Origin of the sequence: Alkaliphilus flagellatus, assembly GCF_018919215.1 — a bacterium.
Classification (GTDB): domain Bacteria; phylum Bacillota; class Clostridia; order Peptostreptococcales; family Natronincolaceae; genus Alkaliphilus_B; species Alkaliphilus_B flagellatus.
The window spans coordinates 252606-272476 of the sequence record NZ_JAHLQK010000005.1; the positions used below are offsets into that span (position 1 = coordinate 252606).

Annotated in this window: 22 protein-coding genes; 4 read left to right on the forward strand and 18 right to left on the reverse strand. The window is 29.9% G+C overall.

The features are described from left to right. The 6 genes from KQI88_RS13965 to KQI88_RS13990 form a co-directional block, all read right to left on the reverse strand. Window positions 1-1281, reverse strand: a complete 1281-nt coding sequence (locus KQI88_RS13965) for an FAD-dependent oxidoreductase (protein ID WP_216418327.1) — start codon at window positions 1279-1281, stop codon at window positions 1-3. Window positions 1282-1300: 19 nt separating this feature from the next. Next, the gene (locus KQI88_RS13970; RefSeq protein WP_216418329.1) at window positions 1301-2227 is read right to left on the reverse strand and encodes a sulfide/dihydroorotate dehydrogenase-like FAD/NAD-binding protein; all 927 of its coding nucleotides are present in this window, start codon (window positions 2225-2227) and stop codon (window positions 1301-1303) included. Window positions 2228-2406: 179 nt separating this feature from the next. After that, window positions 2407-3522: a D-alanyl-D-alanine carboxypeptidase family protein gene (locus KQI88_RS13975; RefSeq protein ID WP_216418331.1), complete on the reverse strand. Its 1116-nt coding sequence runs from the start codon at window positions 3520-3522 to the stop codon at window positions 2407-2409. A 130-nt stretch (window positions 3523-3652) separates the two neighbouring features. Continuing rightward, window positions 3653-4051 carry a MazG nucleotide pyrophosphohydrolase domain-containing protein gene (locus KQI88_RS13980; RefSeq protein ID WP_216418333.1) on the reverse strand — a complete coding sequence of 133 codons (399 nt, stop codon included), beginning with the start codon at window positions 4049-4051 and terminating at the stop codon, window positions 3653-3655. Window positions 4052-4157: 106 nt separating this feature from the next. After that, a complete protein-coding gene (gene ytfJ / locus KQI88_RS13985) occupies window positions 4158-4604 on the reverse strand; it encodes a GerW family sporulation protein (protein ID WP_216418335.1) in 447 nt (148 codons plus the stop codon). Further along, complete coding sequence (locus KQI88_RS13990) at window positions 4597-5235, reverse strand: DUF2953 domain-containing protein (protein ID WP_216418336.1); 639 nt, start codon at window positions 5233-5235, stop codon at window positions 4597-4599. Before KQI88_RS13990 ends, ytfJ begins: the two co-directional genes overlap by 8 nt. Window positions 5236-5486: 251 nt before the next feature. Between KQI88_RS13990 and KQI88_RS13995 the strand changes: the two genes are divergently transcribed. From KQI88_RS13995 to speB, 4 genes are all read left to right on the forward strand, one after another. Then, the gene (locus KQI88_RS13995; protein WP_216418338.1) at window positions 5487-6026 is read left to right on the forward strand and encodes a helix-turn-helix domain-containing protein; all 540 of its coding nucleotides are present in this window, start codon (window positions 5487-5489) and stop codon (window positions 6024-6026) included. Window positions 6027-6043: 17 nt separating this feature from the next. Further along, window positions 6044-6451, forward strand: coding sequence for an adenosylmethionine decarboxylase (gene speD / locus KQI88_RS14000; protein ID WP_216418341.1), 408 nt, complete (start codon window positions 6044-6046; stop codon window positions 6449-6451). Window positions 6452-6586: 135 nt separating this feature from the next. Further along, window positions 6587-7441: a polyamine aminopropyltransferase gene (gene speE, locus KQI88_RS14005; RefSeq protein ID WP_216418343.1), complete on the forward strand. Its 855-nt coding sequence runs from the start codon at window positions 6587-6589 to the stop codon at window positions 7439-7441. Next, complete coding sequence (gene speB / locus KQI88_RS14010) at window positions 7428-8276, forward strand: agmatinase (protein WP_216418345.1); 849 nt, start codon at window positions 7428-7430, stop codon at window positions 8274-8276. The genes speE and speB overlap by 14 nt, the downstream gene beginning before the upstream one ends. A 59-nt stretch (window positions 8277-8335) precedes the next feature. Here speB and scpB read toward each other — a convergent pair whose 3' ends face one another. The 12 genes from scpB to KQI88_RS14070 form a co-directional block, all read right to left on the reverse strand. Continuing rightward, entirely contained in the window at window positions 8336-8893 is a 558-nt protein-coding gene (scpB, locus tag KQI88_RS14015; protein WP_216418346.1) for an SMC-Scp complex subunit ScpB, read from the reverse strand. Further along, complete coding sequence (locus KQI88_RS14020) at window positions 8886-9656, reverse strand: segregation and condensation protein A (protein WP_216418349.1); 771 nt, start codon at window positions 9654-9656, stop codon at window positions 8886-8888. Before KQI88_RS14020 ends, scpB begins: the two co-directional genes overlap by 8 nt. A gap of 9 nt (window positions 9657-9665) precedes the next feature. Further along, window positions 9666-10286 carry a site-2 protease family protein gene (locus KQI88_RS14025; protein ID WP_216418351.1) on the reverse strand — a complete coding sequence of 207 codons (621 nt, stop codon included), beginning with the start codon at window positions 10284-10286 and terminating at the stop codon, window positions 9666-9668. A 385-nt stretch (window positions 10287-10671) separates the two neighbouring features. Next, window positions 10672-11832 (reverse strand): D-alanyl-D-alanine carboxypeptidase family protein, encoded by a 1161-nt coding sequence (locus KQI88_RS14030; protein ID WP_216418353.1) that lies wholly within the window; start codon window positions 11830-11832, stop codon window positions 10672-10674. Window positions 11833-11935: 103 nt separating this feature from the next. Further along, window positions 11936-13261 (reverse strand): pyrimidine-nucleoside phosphorylase, encoded by a 1326-nt coding sequence (locus KQI88_RS14035; RefSeq protein WP_216418355.1) that lies wholly within the window; start codon window positions 13259-13261, stop codon window positions 11936-11938. Further along, on the reverse strand, window positions 13261-14088 hold the full coding sequence (locus tag KQI88_RS14040; protein ID WP_216418356.1) for a purine-nucleoside phosphorylase: 828 nt from the start codon (window positions 14086-14088) through the stop codon (window positions 13261-13263). Before KQI88_RS14040 ends, KQI88_RS14035 begins: the two co-directional genes overlap by 1 nt. Before the next feature lie 13 nt (window positions 14089-14101). Next, complete coding sequence (locus tag KQI88_RS14045) at window positions 14102-14923, reverse strand: purine-nucleoside phosphorylase (protein WP_216418358.1); 822 nt, start codon at window positions 14921-14923, stop codon at window positions 14102-14104. 21 nt (window positions 14924-14944) lie between these two features. Next, a complete protein-coding gene (locus KQI88_RS14050; protein ID WP_216418360.1) occupies window positions 14945-16117 on the reverse strand; it encodes a phosphopentomutase in 1173 nt (390 codons plus the stop codon). A gap of 202 nt (window positions 16118-16319) precedes the next feature. Continuing rightward, window positions 16320-17204 (reverse strand): site-specific tyrosine recombinase XerD, encoded by an 885-nt coding sequence (xerD, locus tag KQI88_RS14055; protein WP_216418362.1) that lies wholly within the window; start codon window positions 17202-17204, stop codon window positions 16320-16322. Window positions 17205-17310: 106 nt separating this feature from the next. Then, window positions 17311-17943: a stage II sporulation protein M gene (gene spoIIM, locus KQI88_RS14060; protein ID WP_216418364.1), complete on the reverse strand. Its 633-nt coding sequence runs from the start codon at window positions 17941-17943 to the stop codon at window positions 17311-17313. A gap of 111 nt (window positions 17944-18054) precedes the next feature. Next, the gene (locus KQI88_RS14065; protein WP_216418366.1) at window positions 18055-18594 is read right to left on the reverse strand and encodes an NUDIX hydrolase; all 540 of its coding nucleotides are present in this window, start codon (window positions 18592-18594) and stop codon (window positions 18055-18057) included. A gap of 180 nt (window positions 18595-18774) precedes the next feature. Next, complete coding sequence (locus KQI88_RS14070; RefSeq protein ID WP_216418367.1) at window positions 18775-19854, reverse strand: DUF3866 family protein; 1080 nt, start codon at window positions 19852-19854, stop codon at window positions 18775-18777. Between the last annotated feature and the right edge of the window lie 17 nt (window positions 19855-19871).

Genomic DNA, 19871 nt, shown 5'->3' on the forward strand with positions numbered 1-19871 from the left:
CTATTTTAATCTTTCAGAGTAAATATTCAATAGGTTTAATCTTTCTAATTTATTTTTTATAACTTCTGTATCTACAGTATATAAATTAAGATCCTTCATACGTTTAAAATAATCTGATCCAGCAAATGTAAATCTTTCTTTCAACCCTTCTGAAGTAGAAATTCTTTCATTTGCATAAGCTATCAAATCACCAGACGCAATGTCTCTTGGTAACTGTAAAAGTGGAATTCCTAAAAATGCTCTAATACTATTATGCCCTGCTAAGCTTCCTGTTACAATAGCTTCTGTATGCCCTACAAAAAGTCCCGATTTTTCTCCTGCACAAAGTAGATTTTTTATTCCTTTTACATTCATATTATTTTCTCTAGGTGCCATAGATAAGTAACGTACTGAATTTCCTATTCCACCTGAATAAGGATCTTCATATTTTGCATTTTCAAATCCCTTAAGTTTTCTAAGTTTTTCTAATGGATAGAATGGAGCCATAAGTTTAGCATGACCTGTATCAAGTAATATTATGTTTTCTGCATATTCTCTTAATGCATATTGCTGACAAACTTTCATATCAAGCTTACCCATATTAATATCTTCTTCAGGAACTGGAACAACTACTACTCCATTTATATTTAATTCATTAACAATTTCTTTTGATAATGAATCTTTATTAAGTTTACAAGAACCACTAAATGCACCAAACTCCCCGCTTGCTCTTTGTCCTAAAATATCTTCTACACCAGCTCTTTGACTTAAGCTTATTCTTGGCCCAAATGAAGGACACCTTAATACACACATAGCACAACCATTTCCATGCTTTATACAGTTACCCATAGGTCCTGTGGAACCTGTAGCTTCTATAAATATATCACCTTCAAATGTAATATCGTTATGAAGTTTAATTGCTGTAATCTTATCACCATCTTTAACTATATCAGTTACCCGATGTTGAAGATATAATTTAATCCCCATAGATTCAATTAACTTTCTAACTTGAGATTCTATAATTGCTACATCATATAAGCTAGAATGCTTATGTCCTGGAAAGTCCAAATTTTTATGTCGCGAACAACGGTCGGTTACTTCAAACAGTTCTGGTGCTCCTAATAATATAGTTTCCTCGGCAGCAGTATATCTTCCATTGTTCCGCATAATTCCTCCTGCATTTCCTAACCCTAAGAGCATATCTGTTCTTTCAAAAAGATGAACATCTCCTCCTGCCTTTTTAGCAGTTATAGCTGCAGCACACCCTGCCCATCCGCCACCTACAATTATAATTTTAGCCATTCCGAATCCCCCTTTAGATTTAATCTACTCTTTGAACCTTACAAGTTTTTATCCATATTCCATCCTCATTCATCTTTGCACAAGCTCCGCAAATTCCTTCGCCACAACATATTGCATTGTTATTTGTTGTAACAAACTTAACTTGATTTAATTCTTCTATATTTTTAATTATTTTTCTTTGTAAAGAATCTGAACCCCCTATAAATATTAACTTATAATTATTTTCTTCCATCAATCGTCTACACAAAATAGCTACATCATTAGACCCCATATCTACTTCTTGTATTGAATCTAGATTAAAATATTCATTAATGAAATTATATTCATGAGCTCTCTTATTTACGATTATATCTACATTATTATTATTTTTTAATAATTGCTTTATAGCTAATATTGCAGGTGCTTGGGCTATCCCTCTGGCTAAAACTAAACATCTATCATTCTTTGTTGTTTTAAGATAATCCAATCCAAATATTCCGTTCCAATAAGGTCCTCGAATCATTATAGTGTCGCCATAACCCATTAATTTTTTAGTTTTTACTCCTCGAACTTCTATAGCTATTTTAATCAGTGATTTCTCTTCATCAGAATCCATAATTGATATTGGGACATCAAAAAAATAGTCATTATTTTTATCTCTTACAAAAACATATGAACCTGGCTGTTTCAAAACCCTAGCCATATATTTTGTGACTTGAATAGATAGAATTATAATATCATTTACAACTTTGCCATCCAATATTGGAAATTCTTGAGCAGTCCTAGTGTCCTTTCTTTTATTTTCTAAAAAATAAAAATCATTGTAAATACATACTCCTCTCCAATTACAATCACAATAACTTTTTCCTTGTAATTGTGTGCATGTAATGCAATCATTTTCTTCTGCTAAATAGCAGGGACAATATTCACTACCAGCATCAACGCATTGCCATTGTTTAAAGTCCATATAACCCCTCCTTTAGATTAAATAGAAACATATTCTATCTAATTGTACATAATTGCAAATCAACATTTAAGTTTTACCATATTACTAGCATATTTTTTCAAAAAAATTATGTTACTAATTTCTATCATAAAAAATCTCTAATCAAATATATTTGATTAGAGATTTTTCTATTTAATATTCTATTGCCCTATTCCAAAAAAATCTTTAATTTTATCTTTAAGACTTTGCTTTTCTATAGATTCATTAGCAATAAGATAGGTTGTATTAATTATTTTCCCATATAGATAAGTAGTCATTTTTCCTATTCTTTGTCCCTTTTCTATTGGAGCGTGTAAAGCTTTAGGCATATCAATAACAGTTAGTAATTTTTTATCTTCTTCCTTATCCATCGGTATAATAGAACTTTTAAATGGTTTTAACGATACTTCCTTCTTCTTACCATCCAAAACTCTAGTCTTAGTAATTATTTGTTTTTCATCAAATAGTGTATATGGTTTATATATATTAAAACTCTCATCTAATAACATTTTAGTAGTATTAAACCAATCATAGTCATTAAATGTAATAGCAATTAACTGCATATCATTTCTGGTTGCTGATGCTACTAAACATCTACCAGATCTTCTTGTATATCCAGTTTTTACTCCGTCTCCACCATCGCATATATCTAAAATATTGTTTTTATTTGCAAAATGTTTATATCCATCTTTGTCAGCTGTCCAAAACTTAGTTCTTACTACTTCTTTAAATACTGGATTTTTTAGAGCTTCTCTTGTAATCAGACCTAAATCATAAGCTGTTGTGTAATGGTTATCATCATGTAAACCATGGGGATTTACAAAGTTTGTATTTTTAGCTCCAATTTCCTTTGCTCTTTTATTCATTAGTTCAGCAAAATCCTCAATAGACCCAGATATCTCATATGCAATAGCTGTAGCAGAATCATTACCAGACCTTAACATTAATCCATATATTAAATCAATTGCTTTAACTTCCTCACCTGCTCTTAAATAAATGGAAGAGCCTTCAACACCTTCAGCCTGTGCATTAATTTTTACTTTTTTATCTAATGAAATATTTTCAATTGCTAATAGGGCTGTTATAATTTTTGTGGTACTAGCCATAGGAAGTTTTTTATATATATTTTTCTCATATAAAACTCGACCAGTTTCTACATCCATAACAATAGCTGATTCTCCACCTATTTGGATACTTTTCAAATCCTCATTTCCATAAGATAAAGTAAGGGTCATCATAATACAAACTAGTATAATACAAATTCCTCTTTTATACATATATTTCACCTCAAAACCTAATTTGGTTAAGCCACTTAAACATTATTAGTATTTACAATAAAGTACTAATAATTCTTTTCATAAAAAAAATAAGTAAAGTTTACTTATTTTTTTTATAAATTAGATTAAATTATTCATATTGTATTTCACATCCAAACTCTTTTGCTAACTTTTCGGCTTCTTTTATATCTTCCTTACCCCAAATTGACCAACCGCCCTTCAAAATTCCATTAACGTATATTTCTACCTTATCATTTTTAAGTATCATTATCTTCTCATTCCTTTTTTGCATTTGTTTTACTTGATTATTAACTGCTTCTATAGGATCTACATCCATAACCTTCATTGCGATAAATAAACAAGACATAGCATCCTGAAGTTCACGTTTAGCTTTGTCTACATCACCTTTCATTAATGCCTTTAGTGATTCAGCGATTTCTTCATTTAAATGACTTATAGCCGTCTTAGGATCATTTGTAGTATATTTCCTGTTTTCCCATATGCTTTCTATTGCTTTTCTTATGTCCATTATTTTTCCCCCTTGTAACAAATATCTATATATATTATACCCTTTTGCATACATACTTTCAAACTAGCATTATTAAAAAAGCAAAAGAGGACATAACTTATGTCCTCTATTGAAAACTAATAATTTCATTTTCTCCATTGTTTTTCTTATTATTTTTACTGAATACAGATTGTAAACTATTTATCATTTTAGGTGTCGAGTTAATAATATTATCAATTAGATTTGCATTTTGATCTACAGACATTAACTTCATTTGACCATTTCCTACTACCATGAAAGCCACTGGTTGTACAGATACACCAGCACCAGCACCACCTGCAAATGGAAACTGATCCTTTGTTATTTTCTGATTGTCTTCTTCACTTTTTCTATTTTTTATGTTTATATATTCACCGCCACCTGATGCGAAACCAAAGGAAACTCTTGAAATAGGTATTATTACAGTACCATCAGGTGTCTCCACTGCATCCCCAACAATAGTATTAACATCCACCATTTCTTTAATACTTTCCATTGTAGTCTTCATTAGTGCTTCTATCGGATGCTCACTCATTTTTTACACCATCCTTTATTTTAACTAATAATGTTTTTAATCCTGCATTAATAATATGGCCTAATTTGATCCTAAATATACAATCTATAGATGTTTTAAAAGTTTTAATATTATAGTTTGGTACTACATTTACAAATATATCTAATGAATTATACCTATTACACACAAGAGAAATTAAACCTAGTTTTATTGTCCATATGACACCGGTAATAATAGCAGTTTCGGCAGCATCACCTGTTCCAAGTTCTGTAACCCAGGATATATTGCTAATGATAAGTTTTTTTCTAATATGTGTTATTAGTGTCTTATATTTAATATATAGGCTTCTATATTTATTTATTATCTTTTCTATTTCATGTATATTTACTATTGATTTATTGTCACCTATATGTCTTTCATTTTTCCCTAACTCAACCTCAGTTTTTACTTCTAACGCAGGTATTTCATTCTGTCCTTTAACTAAGTCTACAAAAGGAATTTTTGTTGTATGCCTAAATATACCATAAAGAGCTGTAAAATTCATAGTTATAACATCATCTTCATGATACCGAGTAAAATTAATATCTATTTTTAAATTTGAATATAGTATTATAAATAAAAAAATACCAATTATTATTAAAATGCCCATCATATCTAGCCACCTTATCTATTTTATAGTCCTATTTTTTCCACTTTTTTAAATAATAGACCTATTAATGTTAAATAATGATTAGTTATACTATCCTTTTATTGTTTATATATAAATAAAAAAGTTATAAAATCTATTGACATTTTTGAAAAAACATTTATATTTAATATATGTAAACAAAAAGTTTACTTTTAGGAAGTATTCTATAGTAATTTAACTTAGTTGATTTTAGCCAAGTAAGCGAGGTGATAGAGTTGGATATAGGTGAGAAAATTAGACGTTTACGCCTTTTAAATGAACTAACACAAGATGAACTGGCTCAACGATGTGATTTAACCAAGGGATTTATTTCAAAAATAGAACGTAATATTACATCACCTTCTATTGCCACTTTAATGGATCTTCTAGAAGCACTAGGAACAGATGTAAAAAAGTTTTTTAATGAAGATGTCCAAGATAAAATTGTATTTACCAAAGAGGATATATACGAATCCATAAATGAAGAATTACTACATAGAGTTTCTTGGCTTATACCGAATGCTCAGAAAAATGCAATGGAGCCCATTCTAATAGAATTAGATCCTTATGGTACTAGTAATATTGAAGAACCTCATAAAGGTGAAGAATTTGGATACGTCTTAAAGGGAGCTATTAATTTATATCTTGGAAGTAAAAAAATCAAAGTAAAAAAAGGCGAGAGCTTTTATTTTAAATCTAGTCAATTACATTATATTGAGAATCAGACTAACAAACCAGCTGTAGTGCTTTGGGTTGCAAGTCCACCTTCATTTTAGAGAGGAGTTTTATTAAGATGGAAAAACTAGGAACACATATATTAGCAGAATTCTACAACTGCAATCTAGATACTTTAAATGATCATAAGTTAATTGAAAAATACATGGTTGAAGCAGCTAAGACAGCAAATGCCACGGTTGTAACCAGTAATTTTCATATGTTTAACCCTTGGGGAGTAAGTGGTGTTGTTGTAATACAAGAATCTCATCTTACTATTCATACATGGCCAGAATATGGTTATGCTTCTATAGATGTGTTTACTTGTGGTGGAGATGTAGACCCATGGTTAGCATTTGAATACTTAAAAGATAAACTTGATGCAGAACAAACAGATACAGATGAAGTACCTAGAGGTATTATTGATAACATTAGAAAACATTCTAACAACAAATATAAAGATATAAAATACAAAGTATCTGTTTAATTCTTACTTATTTTATATTGAGTGTTTCGTACTAATATCAAGAAGGCTCCTATGCTTTCTTGATATTTTAATGTTTGATACTATTTATTTTGCCAATACTATTAATAACTTATTTAATGATAGGAGGAAATTATTATGGAATTATGGTATACGGAAGAACAAACTGAACATGTTAGATTATCATTAAAAGTAAAAGAACATTTATTCTCTGCAAAAAGTGATTTCCAGACTGTTGATGTGTTAGATACATATGAATATGGAAGATTAATGACTATTGATGGACTAGTTATGGTTACAGAAAAAGATGAGTTTGTTTACCACGATATGATTGTGCATACTGCTATGGCAGTTAATACTAATATTAAAACAGCTTTAATTATTGGTGGCGGTGACGGTGGCACTGCAAGAGAAATAATGAAATATAAAAATATTGAACACGTAGATATGGTTGAAATCGACAAACTTGTATGTGATGTATCTAGGGAGTTCTTTCCCACCATTTCATCTGAATTAAGTAATCGTAGACTTTCATTATACTATGAAGATGGCGTTGCATTTATGAAAAACAAGGAAAATATTTATGATTTAATAATTATTGATTCAACTGATCCTATTGGCCCTGGCGAAGGATTATTTACTACAGAATTTTATTCAGATTGCTTTAAAGCATTAACTAAAGATGGCATTTTAATTAATCAAAATGAAAGCCCAGTCTACGATCAGTTTGCTAAGGAAGCAGTAAGAGCAAATCAAAAACTTAAAAAAATATTTCCAATTGTTAAAGTATATCAAGCACAAATTCCAACATATCCTTCAGGATATTGGTTATTTGGCTTTGCCTCTAAAACCCTAGATCCATTAAAAGATCTAAAGGCAGAGGATTGGAATAATCTTGGCCTAAAAACAAAGTATTATAATACAGATCTCCATTTAGGTGCATTCGCTCTACCTAATTATGTTAAGGAGAAAATTGAAAATGGAAATGTTTAATAATTATTCATTTATTGGTTGTGATGCAGATTATGAGAAATCAGATATTGTAATTTTTGGAGCTCCTTACGATGGAACAAGTTCTTTTAGACCTGGTTCAAGATTTGCAGCTAGTAGAATCCGAATTGATTCTTACGGTTTAGAAACGTATAGTCCTTATTTAGATAGAGACCTTCTAATCAAACATGTTCATGATGCAGGTGACCTAGATTTTGTATTTGGTAATCGAGATTTGGTACTAAGTAATATTAGAGAATTTGCTACTAAACTTATAGAAGAAAATAAGAAGCCTTTAATGATTGGTGGAGAGCATTTAGTTACACTTCCTGTAGTTGAAGCGCTAAATGAAAAGTTTGAAGATTTAGTTATTTTGCATTTTGATGCCCATACAGATTTAAGAGAAGATTATATGGGTGAAAAACTTTCACATGCTACTGTTATTAAAAGAGTTTGGGAAATCCTTGGAGATAATAGAATCTATCAATTTGGAATCCGTTCAGGTTTAAAAGAAGAGTTTAAATGGGCAGAATCAGGTCACACTACATTAAATAAATTTGGATATGAGATGCTGGATCAAGTTATTAATTTAATAAAACATAAGCCTGTTTATATAACAATCGATTTAGATATACTAGATCCATCTATCTTTCCTGGAACAGGAACTCCTGAACCTGGAGGTATCTCCTTTACAGATATGATGACAATTATTAAAAAACTATCTACTTTAAATATTATTGGAGCAGATGTTGTAGAACTAGCGCCTGACTATGATTCTACTGGAGTTTCTACAGCTGTAGCATCTAAAATTATTCGAGAAATGCTATTAATACTATAAATAAACAACATACATTACAATGGAAATAGTAAGGATTATAATCCTTACTATTTGTTTTTTTATTTATCATATATATCTCTCACTAAATCTTCATTCGTAGATAAATCAAAATCATTAATACTTGGTAATTCTTTTAGAGACTTTATGCTGAATACCTTTAAAAAATTAATTGTTGTACCATATAAAATAGGTCTTCCTGTTTTTTCTAATCTTCCTTGCTCTTCTATCAATTCTTTTTCTAGCAAGGTTCCTATTGCCTTATCGCTCTTTACACCTCTAATTTCTTCAATCTCTGTTTTAGTAATTGGTTGTTTATAGGCAATAATTGCTAATGTTTCTAAGGCTGCTTGGGTAAGGCCTCTATTCTGCCTAGGCACAAAGAGTTTTTGTAAATGTTCATGGTGCTCTGGTCTTGTTGATAGCTGATAGTGATCATTCATTTGTAATATTTGAATACCTCTCTTATTATAATTAAATTCATCTATCATCTCTTTAAGAATACTTGCTATTTCTTTGGTTCCCACACCTAAAATATCACTTAAATCTTTAGCTGATAACGGATCTGCCCAAGCAAATAAAATAGCTTCAATTGCTGACTTTAGTTCATCTTTATCCATCAGTTTGCACTCCCTGTTCTTCTTTGTTTCTTAGCTCAATAATAATATCTGTATAAGCAATATTTTGTTTTGCAATCACTTGTTTTAACCTAATCAGTTCAAGAAGGGCTAAAAAAGTAGTTATTATTTCCATTTTACTTGATAAATTTGAAAACATATCTTGAAACCGAATTTGCTTTTTTTTATTTAATAAACAAATAAGTTCATTGATCTTATCCTCAATTGTAATTATATCTCTTTGCATCTCTCTTATTGTTTTTTCAGGTGATATTGTTTTTAATTTTTTTTCAATAAATCTATTTAGAGCTGATAAAAGATCGGTTATTCCAATAGAATCCATTACAAATTGTGCCTGATCTGCTTCATCAAAAATGAATTCTTCTTTAGGCTTAAAGTATATCCTTTGATATCGCTGTTCTTTATCTTTTAATTCTTCAGCTGCGCCTTTATATTTTTTATACTCTAATAACCTTCTTACAAGTTCGTCCCTAGGATCTAAATCTTCAATCTCAAGTTGTTTGTCTTCAGTTATTTGTATAGGTAATAACATTCTTGATTTTATTTCAATAAGAGTAGCAGCCATTACTAAAAATTCACTAGTAATATCTAAATTTAATTCCTCTAGTTTTTCTATGTAGGAAATATATTGTTCAGTAATTTCTGTCATAGGTATATCATAAATATCTATTTGGTTTTTTTCTATCAAGTGAAACAGTAAATCAAAAGGTCCTTCAAAAACCTCAATTTTCACATTATAAGCCATAATATCCTCCTATACTATAATCATTACTACATGGGATAATAAACCAATCAAATAATTCACTATTGGATATAGGACCTTATCAATTACTCTAAAATAAATTAATATAAACAAAAATATATAACTATATTTTTGAATATGATAATATTTTTCTTCAAATCTACTAGGAAGTAGTATCAATAGTAGTTTTGAACCATCTAAAGGCGGGATTGGAAATAAGTTAAATATAGCTAATACAATATTAATTATAATACCATAACTAATTATATTATTAATAATTACACTATCAATAAATTTAATTTGAATTCCAAGTAAAATTGTAAATATAATAGCTAACAAAATATTAGATATCGGCCCTGCTATAGATACAATAAAATATCCTAATTTTCTTTTTTTAAAATTATTAGGATCAATTGGTACTGGTTTTGCCCAACCAAAGCCAGCAAATGCTAATAATAAAAAACCTGTAATATCAATATGTGATATTGGATTTAATGTTAGCCTTCCATAATGCTTTGCTGTTGGATCTCCCAATAAAAACGCGCTATAGGCATGAGAAAATTCATGTAATGTTATAGCAATCAATATTATAGGTAAATTTAATAAAATACGACTTAAATCAAAACTAAACATATTATTATCTCCCCACTAGCATTATTAACTTTTTCGCCCTTTCAATTTTATTATCAGTTAAGTATATATTCTCTTCCAGCTTTTAGTCTGGTATTTCTTATTGAAATAATCGTAAATTTCTTATTTTCTCAATCCAAGCTCCTTCAGAGACTAAATATATATCTATTGATATCAAGTTTTAATATTAACACCTTAAGAATTCTCCTACAACAAAAATAATTTTATTTGGTTATAAATAATTTCTACAATTTTAAAAATTTTAAATATGAGTTACTATTGTCAAAAATTCTATACTCTCTAACATATCACTTTTCACTATACTACATAATTATATCATACATATAATGCTATAAAAAGTAGAGTAGTACAAATGTACTACTCTACTTTACTTTCCCATCATTTTATTAAACATTTTTCCTAATATATTCACTATTGAAGCTTTCTCTATACTTTCTTTTGATACAATATCTACCCTACCTATTTCCTTTCCATCTATTTTAGCTATAATTTCTCCTAATTTATCGCCTTGTAATACTGGAGCAATAATAGATGGAGGAAGTATTATTTCTTTTTGAACATTAGCCTCATCACCTTTTTTAACTAAAGTATTCAAATCATCTTTTGCAACTGCATCTACCTGTATTTTTTTACCCTTACTTAACATAACATTTCCTATAATACTATCCTTTTTAACAATTTCCACATTGTTATAATTAGCAAAACCATAATCTAATAACTTCGATGCTTCAGCAAAACGAACCTGCGAAGTTGGAGCAGCCATAATTACAGCAATAAATGTAGTATTTCCTCTGGTTGCTGATGCAGATATACAATGTAATGCTTCACTTGTATATCCAGTCTTAATACCATTGGCTCCTTTGTAGGTATTAATTAGTTTATTTGTATTAACCAATGATTGTTGCGATTGCCTTTTACCAACTACTACCGTATCCATCCAGGTTGTAAGCCATTTATGGATATCCTTATGTTTTAATAACTCTCTAGACATTAAGGCTATATCATATGCTGTTGTTACATGACCTTCTGCTGGTAATCCATTTGTATTAATAAATGTTGTATTTTTCATCCCTAATTCTTTAGCACGATTATTCATTTGCTGTATAAATAGTTCTTCGGTACCAGCAATATATTCACCCAATGCCAAAGAAGCATCATTAGCTGATCGTATGGCTACACCTTTCATTAGTTCTTCTACTGTCTTATTTTCTCCTGGCTCTAAATAAAGTTGAGTACCACCCATTTTAGAAGCTCGTTCACTAACAACAACCTTATCATTAAGAGTAATCTTATTATTATCAATAGCCTCCATTACTAAAAGCATGGTCATAATTTTAGTTACACTCGCTGGAGGCAGTTGTTCATGTATATTCTTTTCGTATAAAATTGTTCCTGTACCTGCATCCATTAATAATGCCGACTTACTATTTATATCGAAGGGTTGTTCCTCTCCGCTAACATTATAGGCTGGCAAAAGTAAAGAAATTATCACCAATGTACACAAAAACATATTAAATTTTTTCCTCATTTATTATCCTCCTTATTACGTATTTAATGTTAGGGTTTCCAGCCAGCTATTTTGTTATGCAGTAAGTAAAAAAGTAAATAAAAAAAAGAATAAAGAGGTAGTTTTATAACCTCTTTATTCCATCACAAGTAACTATACCAAACAATAAAGGTGACTTTGATCGACTTGCTTCTTCAATTAAATATGCTGATTTTAATTTTTCTGTTGCATCTTTTCTCTTATCATCATTATTATAGTGTATATATGCTAGTGTTTCTCCAGCTTGTACATAATCTCCAACTTTTTTATTTAATACAATTCCCACCGTAAGATCTATAACACTTTCTTTAGTTTCTCTACCTGCACCTAATGTTAATGCAGCTAATCCCACAACATCTGCCTCTATTTTATTAATATAACCAGTTGCTTCAGACTTTAGCTCATATACTCCTTTAGCTTTTGGAAATAAATCTATATTTTCTACATAGCTTACATCTCCACCTTGCTCTATAACAAATGTTTTAAATACATCAAAGGCTTTTCCTGTAGAAATAACATTCTCTACTTTTCGTCTTCCTTCTTCCACTGTTTCTACACATCTAGCTAACAGAAGCATATAGGAGCCTAAAGTTATACATAGTTCTTTAAAGTCTTCTGGTCCGCCACCTTTTAAAGTTTCTATTGCTTCCTTAATCTCAAGACTATTTCCAACTGCATTACCTAAAGGTTGATCCATATTTGTTACTAGAGCAATAGTATCGCGACCCATATTGTTCCCTATTTTAACCATTTCCTGAGCCAACTCAAAAGCATCATCGATATTTTGCATAAATGCACCACTACCAGTTTTTACATCCAGCACTATAGAGTCTGCTCCAGATGCGAGTTTTTTACACATTATACTGCTTGCTATTAATGAAATATTATCTACTGTAGCTGTAACATCCCTTAATGCATATATTATTTTATCTGCAGGTGCTAAATTAGCTGTTTGACCTGCAACAGCGATTTTGAAATTATTAACATTATTTATAAATTTATCTATAGCCATATCTACACTAAATCCAGGAATAGATTCTAATTTATCAAGAGTTCCGCCGGTATGACCTAAACCTCTCCCTGACATTTTAGCCACTGGTACACCGCAAGCAGCCACTATAGGCGCTAATGCAATAGTTGTTTTATCACCAACGCCACCAGTGCTATGTTTATCTACCTTAATTCCATTAATAGCATTTAAATTAATGATATCTCCAGAGTTCATCATTGCTTCTGTTAAATCGGCAGTTTCACATTCATTCATTTTTTGGAAATATATAGCCATTAATAGAGCTGATGCCTGATAATCTGGAATGTCACCATCAGTATATCCTTTAATAAAATAATTTATTTCCTTCTTAGATAAAACACCACCATTACGCTTTTTAAATATTAAATCATACATCCTCATTATAAGGTCACCTCATTAATGACTTCTTTAACTAGGTTAATAAATTTAGGTCTAGTTTTATTGGCAACTTCCATTACTTGCTCATGACTTATTGATTCTAATTCATCTGGAATAGCCATGTCAGTCACACAGGATATACCTATTACCTTCATTCCACTATGTTTTGCAACAATTACCTCTGGAACAGTAGACATTCCAACAGTATCTGCCCCTAATTTTTGCATCATCCTTAATTCAGCCTTCGATAAATAATTTGGTCCACTAATAGAAACATATACTCCTTCATGAGTTTGGACATTAATTCTTTTGCTAACTTTATGTATTAGCTTAATTAGATCCTTATCGTATGCATTAGACATATCAGGGAATCTTGGCCCTAATTCTGAGTAATTTGGACCAATTAATGGATTATCTCCTGTCATATTAATATGATCATTAATAATCATTAATGCTCCTGGGTATAGATTTGGATTTAACCCTCCACAAGCATTTGTTATTAATACTAATTCCACACCTATAGCTTTCATTACTCTTACTGGAAATGTAACCTTATCCATGCTATAACCTTCATAGTAATGGAATCTACCTTTCATTGCAATAACCTGTTTGCCCATTAGCTTTCCAATCACTAATTGTCCAGCATGCCCTTCTACTGTTGAAACTGGGAAGTTAGGTATATCCTTATAATCAATAACAATAGGGTTCTCTATTTCATCAGCTAATGTACCTAAGCCTGATCCAAGAATTAAACCTATTTTAGGACTTTCATCTATGGAATCTAGTAAAAATTTTTTTGTGCTTTCAAGCTTCGTTAATAAATTTTCCAAATATATCTCCCCCTTAAATGCTTTCTATAATTCCTTCAATATATGTAATAAATTTTTTCTTTACTTTTTGAGTTGTATCTATAACCTCATCATGACTTAAGGGCTGGTCTAAAATACCAGAAGCCATATTCGTAATACAAGAAATCCCTAAAACATCGATACCACCATGGACGGCAGCTATTACTTCAGGTACTGTAGACATTCCTACAGCATCAGCCCCTAAAATGCTCATCATCTTTACCTCAGCAGGTGTTTCATAGGTAGGACCTGTTAGAAATGCATATACACCTGTTTTAATATTAATATTATTTTCTCTAGCAACTCTTTTAGCTATATCTATTAATTCCAAATTATAGGCTTGAGACATATCTGGAAACCGTACTCCTAATTTATTATCATTAGGTCCAATTAATGGATTATCAAATGCAAAGTTAATATGGTCTTCAATTATCATCAAGTCTCCAGGAGCGAAGTTTTTATTTACTCCACCTGCAGCATTAGTAACAATTATTTGCTCAACACCTAAAGCAATCATAACTCTTACTGGAAATGTAACCTTATCCATACTATAGCCTTCATAGTAGTGAAATCGACCCTTTAGTGCAATTACCTGTTTTCCCATAAGTTCTCCAATAACTAATTCACCAGCATGCCCTTCTACTGTTGAAATAGGGAAATTAGGTATATCCTTATATGGAATAATGTGCGAATTTTTGATTTCATCTGCTAATATACCTAGTCCAGATCCAAGAATTAATCCTATTGCTGGCTTTAAATTTATCTTGCTTTCTAGATGGGACTTTGCTTCCAAAATTTTTTGAGAATATTCTTTCATATATAACACTCCTATTAAATATTATTTAATGATTATATCTTTAAAACTTTCTCCATTACCTGTTGATTGTATTTCAAAAATATCAGAAATTGTTGCAGCAATATCAGCAAAGGATTTTCTTGTTCCAATATTAACATTTTGTTTAATTTTATTTCCATAAATAACAATTGGAATGTATTCCCTAGTATGATCACTTCCTTTGTAAGTTGGGTCATTTCCATGATCTGCAGTAAAAATTATAATATCATCATCATTCATACTATCTAATATTTCTGGAATCCTCATATCTAAATTTTCTAAAGCATCTTTATAGCCTTTTGGATCCCTTCTGTGTCCATATTTAGAGTCGAAATCAACTAAATTTGTGAATATAATACCTTTACTGCTTTTTTGTATATACTCAATTGTTTTATCAATTCCATCCATATTATCTATTGTATGTACAGCATCTGTAATGCCTTTTCCATTAAATATATCTTCTATCTTTCCTATTGCAACTACATCTAAGCCTTCGCTTTTTGCAATATCTAATACTGTGTCCCCTGTAGGGTTTAGAGAATAATCTCTTCTATTATGAGTTCTAGCAAAACTTCCCGGGGTCCCAATAAATGGTCTAGCAATAATTCTTGCAACTGCATTATCCCCCATCATAATTTCTCTAGCAATTTTACATATTTTATATAGCTCCTCTAGAGGAATAATCTCTTCGTGAGCAGCAATCTGCAATACACTATCAGCTGAAGTATAAACAATTGGATATCCTGTACTCATATGTTCTTCGCCAAGTTCATCTAATATTGCTGTACCAGAGGCAGGCTTATTTCCTAAAGTTTTTCTACCGATTTTATTTTCTAATTTATCTATTATATCCTTTGGAAATCCTTTTGGAAAGGTTTTGAAAGGTTCAGTTAAGTGTAAACCTGCTAATTCCCAATGTCCTGTTGTAGTATCCTTACCATTAGAAACCTCTAGTGATCTACCAAAAGCACCTAAAGGCGATTCAATTGATTCTACTCCAACAATATTATCAATATTTCCTAACCCAAGTCTTTGTAAATTAGGTAAATTGATTCCACCTTCATTTATAGCAATGTTACCTAATGTATTTGCACCAACATCACCAAAATTTTTAGCATCAGGTAAAGCTCCTATACCTACACTATCCATTATAAATAAAATTACTCTGTTAATCATAATTTCCCTCCTCTTTTTTAATTATTATACCCTTTTAGTTTATTTTAAAATTATTTATTATGTGAATCTTCCTATTGCAACGCTTATTTTTTATAGTATACTTTCCTATAGCAATAAAAACTTTACTATTTACTATTTTCATAGTATATTAGGCAAGATATCTTTCATTAAAATTTCTTATACTATAAAATAGGACCTGTAATCAGGCCCTAGGATGAGTTTTATTATAAACCTCTTTTATTCTATTTTTCATCAAATGAGCATATACTTGTGTCGTCGATATGTCAGAGTGTCCTAACATTTCTTGAACAGATCTTAAGTCCGCCCCATTTTGTATTAAATGGGTTGCAAATGAATGCCTTAGTGTATGAGGCGTAATAGTTTTTCCTATTTTAGCCTGTTCTGTATATGCCTTAATGATCTTCCAAAATCCTTGTCTAGTCAAACGATTCCCATAATAATTTAGAAAAAGAGATTCTTCATCCTGATTTTTTATAAAGTTTATTCTATTATCATTAATATATTTAGTTAAAGAATTTAATGCTATAGAACCAATGGGTATAACTCGTTCTTTAACTCCACTGCTACATTTAATAAAACCTAAATCCAAGTTAACATCTTCAATATTTAATGAGATTAACTCAGTTACCCTTATACCTGTAGCATATAAAAGTTCAAGCATTGCTTTATCCCTAATACCTTTGTCTGTATGCTCTAGTGGTTGTGTTAACAAGGTATCAACTTCTTGTAACGTTAGGATATTAGGTTGCCGTCTTTCTGTCTTTGGTGTTTCCAAATTAATAGTAGGATCACTTTCAATTTGTTTATTCAACAACAAAAATTTATAAAAACTTCTAATTGAAGCTAAATTTCTAGAAATAGTAGATGTAGATTTCCCGTTTTTCTGTAAATATAATAAATATGTAATGACAGTGGTTGTATTGCTTAAAGAAATATCAAGAATCCCATTATTATTAAGATATGTTAAATATTGAGTTATATCACGTTTGTATGATTCTAAGGTATTTTGTGATAATTTTTTTTCTTTGTCTAAATAAACAGTAAAACTCGATATTAACTGTTTCATTTTAATAACTCCCTTTATTTGCAACATCGTATTATGTACATACTATCAATTATTCAACAAAATATATAAAATTCCTGCAAAGATTTTTATTATTCTATATATTATTTTATTGAATATATCCACTGATAATTTTCATAAAAATAGGAGAGATAAAAGTTTCAATAGAAACAGCTATTAAAATCAATAAAGCAAGTACCACATATGATGTAGTATATATTAAGAATTGTTTATAAAAATTAATTTGTTTTGATTTATTTAATTTATTTTTAATTAACATCAGAGCAAAGGACAAAGAGAGGGTAGAGGCTGTAATAAATATAGGAATAATAATTAAGTTTTGAGGTAATACCCCTAATAAAAATAAGAGTATACCCTTAAATTTGAACTGTTCAATTAGTAGACCTACAGTAAACCCAATTACAAAGCCTTTAAAACATATTATAAAAATTATTCCTGGGATAGCTACTACTAATATACCAAATATCCAGCTTAAACTCAGTAGTTGAAGGTTATTAATTAATGATTGCAGAAATATATCAACACTTCTGATTTCTTCATTATGAAAAAGCTGAAAAAATCCTTTTAAGTAGGCAACTAATTCTTGTTTATGGCTTGAATTAATAACCTTTACAGTAAATCCTCCAACAGATATACCTATTAAAAGACATAATATAATTAAAAAATAAATAATAAAATTACTTTTTATATGTTTTTTAAATGAATCCATAATAGTAGGCATAAACAGACTTCCTTTCTTCAGTAAACTCATATAAAACATTATGCTAGGTTAAGAAGTTTTATGCCTATCTTGTCCATATATTAATTTTAATAAAAAGAACTGATATTATGATTATTTATACTTATATAAGTTGAAATAGGTAAGTATTGCTATTATTGTCTTAGCATCTTTTATTTCACCTATATTTATTTTTTCCATAGCTTCTTCTATTGACAATTCAACAACATCTATATTTTCATCTTCATCTGGATTAGCAATACCTTCTTTAAGATTTTCAGCTAAATAAATATGTATTATTTCATTTGAAAATCCTGGTGTTGTATAAAACTCTAAAAGCTTTTCTACAGTATCAGTTTTAAAGCCAGTTTCTTCTTCAAGTTCCCTAAGAGCACATATATACGGTTCTTCCTTGGGTTCAATCTTTCCTGCTGGAATTTCAAGTAAAATATCTTCTACTGGTTTGCGAAATTGCTTGACTAAAATAATTTTTTTATCTGATGTTATTGGAATTATTCCTACCGCTCCAGGATGTTCCACTATTTCTCTTTTAGAATATTTCTTATCGGGCAATTCTACAGTATCTACCCTCACATTGATAATTCTTCCTTCGTAAACCCTTTCACATTTCATAGTCTTTTCTTCCATAGTCATATTTTTTCCTCCTAGTGAATAAAATAGGACATACCTAATAGTAAAATAGTAAAAATTAAGGGGTGTTCATTCATATGATTAAAATAACTAATAACAAAATAATCTATATTGGAAAAATTAAAGATCTTCTACCGCGACTACTTAATATTTCAGGCTGTGAATCTACATTACAAGAGTTGATTATTGATTATTTAGCAGAGAAACAGCGTATATAGCTGCTGCACTGCAAGTAGCAAAAAACTCTGGATCATTCTTTAGATTCCTTCCCATAGATTTAACTTTAAGTCCATATTGGTCTAAAGCTTGTTCTAGTATATTTTTTTCAACCTTAAATATATTATGCTTTTGCATTAGATTATTTTCTTTAATTTGTTTCATAATAATAGTTTCATGTTCCAATGAAAAATTAGGAAGTGCAATATTAGACTTTGTTTTCATTATTTTGCTCAAAACAGTTAAACTATGGTGACTGAGTCCATAATGCCTTTCTCTTTCATCTTTAAATGTAATTCTAGGAACAGTAATAGAAACACCACCTAAGTCATTTACAGCATCAGCTATATATCCTTGTTCAACTCCAGTAAAGCCGTATGGTGTCCCCGTACCCACAATGCCAGGCCCCATAGTTACAATTGCAATATCGCATTTAGCAATTTCTTTTGCGGCAATTAAGGCATTGTATATATTTACAACTTCGTAGTCACCACCAAAAGCATGCCCCAGTGTAATAGTTTTATAAATAATATTTTTTTCTTTTAATTCGTATATAGCATTACTTAAATACAAAGGAAGAGCTGCACCATCAGTCATAATAAATGCGATTTTTATATTATTGTTTAAATACTTTAATGTAGATGAAATTGGAACTAACATACTATGTAATGTCCCTACAATCACAGGCATATCATTTAAAGATTTAAATTCATGAAATAGTTTATGATAAGGGCTTTCTTGTTCTTCTACTGCATATGTTTTAAGCTGAAATGGAGTGTATCTAAGTTTCATAATATGCCCTTTTGTATCTATACTTTGATTACTAATATTTAAGTTCCATATTACAAAATGATATCCTCCAGTACCTAAATTTAATTCTACAGCAGTTGTATTTAAAATTACTTCGTCACCTACTGCTATACATCCAGTTAAATAATCATAGTTAATTGCATTTTCATCTTTATTATCTATATTTACTAAAATATCAGTACGGCCTTCTAATTTTTTTATAATTTTTGTCACTTTACCACGTTTTATACTAATCATATGTATTCCTCTCTTCA

Excerpts from the sequence above, each read along its gene's own strand:
- KQI88_RS13965 (WP_216418327.1), bottom strand. The coding sequence starts at position 1,281 with ATGGCTAAAATTATAATTGTAGGTGGCGGATGGGCAGGGTGTGCTGCA.
- KQI88_RS13970 (WP_216418329.1), bottom strand. The coding sequence starts at position 2,227 with ATGGACTTTAAACAATGGCAATGCGTTGATGCTGGTAGTGAATATTGT.
- KQI88_RS13975 (WP_216418331.1), bottom strand. The coding sequence starts at position 3,522 with ATGTATAAAAGAGGAATTTGTATTATACTAGTTTGTATTATGATGACC.
- KQI88_RS13980 (WP_216418333.1), bottom strand. The coding sequence starts at position 4,051 with ATGGACATAAGAAAAGCAATAGAAAGCATATGGGAAAACAGGAAATAT.
- ytfJ (WP_216418335.1), bottom strand. The coding sequence starts at position 4,604 with ATGAGTGAGCATCCGATAGAAGCACTAATGAAGACTACAATGGAAAGT.
- KQI88_RS13990 (WP_216418336.1), bottom strand. The coding sequence starts at position 5,235 with ATGATGGGCATTTTAATAATAATTGGTATTTTTTTATTTATAATACTA.
- speD (WP_216418341.1), top strand. The coding sequence starts at position 6,044 with ATGGAAAAACTAGGAACACATATATTAGCAGAATTCTACAACTGCAAT.
- speE (WP_216418343.1), top strand. The coding sequence starts at position 6,587 with ATGGAATTATGGTATACGGAAGAACAAACTGAACATGTTAGATTATCA.
- speB (WP_216418345.1), top strand. The coding sequence starts at position 7,428 with ATGGAAATGTTTAATAATTATTCATTTATTGGTTGTGATGCAGATTAT.
- scpB (WP_216418346.1), bottom strand. The coding sequence starts at position 8,893 with ATGGATAAAGATGAACTAAAGTCAGCAATTGAAGCTATTTTATTTGCT.
- KQI88_RS14020 (WP_216418349.1), bottom strand. The coding sequence starts at position 9,656 with ATGGCTTATAATGTGAAAATTGAGGTTTTTGAAGGACCTTTTGATTTA.
- KQI88_RS14025 (WP_216418351.1), bottom strand. The coding sequence starts at position 10,286 with ATGTTTAGTTTTGATTTAAGTCGTATTTTATTAAATTTACCTATAATA.
- KQI88_RS14030 (WP_216418353.1), bottom strand. The coding sequence starts at position 11,832 with ATGAGGAAAAAATTTAATATGTTTTTGTGTACATTGGTGATAATTTCT.
- KQI88_RS14035 (WP_216418355.1), bottom strand. The coding sequence starts at position 13,261 with ATGAGGATGTATGATTTAATATTTAAAAAGCGTAATGGTGGTGTTTTA.
- KQI88_RS14045 (WP_216418358.1), bottom strand. The coding sequence starts at position 14,923 with ATGAAAGAATATTCTCAAAAAATTTTGGAAGCAAAGTCCCATCTAGAA.
- KQI88_RS14050 (WP_216418360.1), bottom strand. The coding sequence starts at position 16,117 with ATGATTAACAGAGTAATTTTATTTATAATGGATAGTGTAGGTATAGGA.
- xerD (WP_216418362.1), bottom strand. The coding sequence starts at position 17,204 with ATGAAACAGTTAATATCGAGTTTTACTGTTTATTTAGACAAAGAAAAA.
- spoIIM (WP_216418364.1), bottom strand. The coding sequence starts at position 17,943 with ATGCCTACTATTATGGATTCATTTAAAAAACATATAAAAAGTAATTTT.
- KQI88_RS14065 (WP_216418366.1), bottom strand. The coding sequence starts at position 18,594 with ATGACTATGGAAGAAAAGACTATGAAATGTGAAAGGGTTTACGAAGGA.
- KQI88_RS14070 (WP_216418367.1), bottom strand. The coding sequence starts at position 19,854 with ATGATTAGTATAAAACGTGGTAAAGTGACAAAAATTATAAAAAAATTA.